This window comes from Undibacterium sp. Ji83W (assembly GCF_049340385.1).
Taxonomy (GTDB): Bacteria; Pseudomonadota; Gammaproteobacteria; order Burkholderiales; family Burkholderiaceae_D; genus Undibacterium.
Genome location: NZ_JBMPOZ010000049.1, coordinates 1 through 1609, shown reverse-complemented (window position 1 = coordinate 1609; position 1609 = coordinate 1). Strand labels below are relative to the sequence as shown.

The window sequence follows — 1609 nt, the reverse complement described above, 5'->3', positions numbered from 1 at the left end:
TTATCATTAACAGTCAATAAGTGTGGACACTTAACTACGCGCTACTCTAGAAAGGAGGTGATCCAGCCGCACCTTCCGATACGGCTACCTTGTTACGACTTCACCCCAGTCACGAACCCTGCCGTGGTAATCGCCCTCCTTGCGGTTAAGCTAACTACTTCTGGCAGAACCCGCTCCCATGGTGTGACGGGCGGTGTGTACAAGACCCGGGAACGTATTCACCGCGACATGCTGATCCGCGATTACTAGCGATTCCAACTTCATGTAGTCGAGTTGCAGACTACAATCCGGACTACGATACACTTTCTGGGATTAGCTCCCCCTCGCGGGTTGGCGGCCCTCTGTATGTACCATTGTATGACGTGTGAAGCCCTACCCATAAGGGCCATGAGGACTTGACGTCATCCCCACCTTCCTCCGGTTTGTCACCGGCAGTCTCATTAGAGTGCCCTTTCGTAGCAACTAATGACAAGGGTTGCGCTCGTTGCGGGACTTAACCCAACATCTCACGACACGAGCTGACGACAGCCATGCAGCACCTGTGTAAAGGTTCTCTTTCGAGCACTCCCAAATCTCTTCGGGATTCCTTCCATGTCAAGGGTAGGTAAGGTTTTTCGCGTTGCATCGAATTAATCCACATCATCCACCGCTTGTGCGGGTCCCCGTCAATTCCTTTGAGTTTTAATCTTGCGACCGTACTCCCCAGGCGGTCTACTTCACGCGTTAGCTGCGTTACCAAGTCAATTAAGACCCGACAACTAGTAGACATCGTTTAGGGCGTGGACTACCAGGGTATCTAATCCTGTTTGCTCCCCACGCTTTCGTGCATGAGCGTCAGTGTTATCCCAGGGGGCTGCCTTCGCCATCGGTATTCCTCCACATATCTACGCATTTCACTGCTACACGTGGAATTCTACCCCCCTCTGACACACTCTAGCCTTACAGTCTCCAATGCAGTTCCCAGGTTGAGCCCGGGGATTTCACATCAGACTTATAAAACCGCCTGCGCACGCTTTACGCCCAGTAATTCCGATTAACGCTTGCACCCTACGTATTACCGCGGCTGCTGGCACGTAGTTAGCCGGTGCTTATTCTTCAGGTACCGTCATTAGCAGTCCGTATTAGGAACCACCGTTTCTTCCCTGACAAAAGAGCTTTACAACCCGAAGGCCTTCTTCACTCACGCGGCATTGCTGGATCAGGGTTGCCCCCATTGTCCAAAATTCCCCACTGCTGCCTCCCGTAGGAGTCTGGACCGTGTCTCAGTTCCAGTGTGGCTGGTCGTTCTCTCAAACCAGCTACTGATCGTCGCCTTGGTAGGCTTTTACCCTACCAACTAGCTAATCAGATATCGGCCACTCCATGAGCATGAGGTCTTGCGATCCCCCACTTTCCACCTTAGTGCGTATGCGGTATTAGCGTAACTTTCGCTACGTTATCCCCCACTCTAGGGTATGTTCCGATATATTACTCACCCGTTCGCCACTCGCCGCCAGGTTGCCCCGCGCTGCCGTTCGACTTGCATGTGTAAGGCATGCCGCCAGCGTTCAATCTGAGCCAGGATCAAACTCTTCAGTTTAATCTCTGTTTTGTGTTCATTTCTGAACTC

The 1609-nt window shown here is 52.1% G+C and carries 1 rRNA gene; it reads right to left on the bottom strand.

Annotation, left to right across the window (positions count from 1 at the left end):
- Positions 1-50: 50 nt before the first annotated feature.
- Positions 51-1579 (bottom strand): 16S ribosomal RNA (locus tag ACO0LD_RS31580).
- Positions 1580-1609 lie beyond the last annotated feature (30 nt).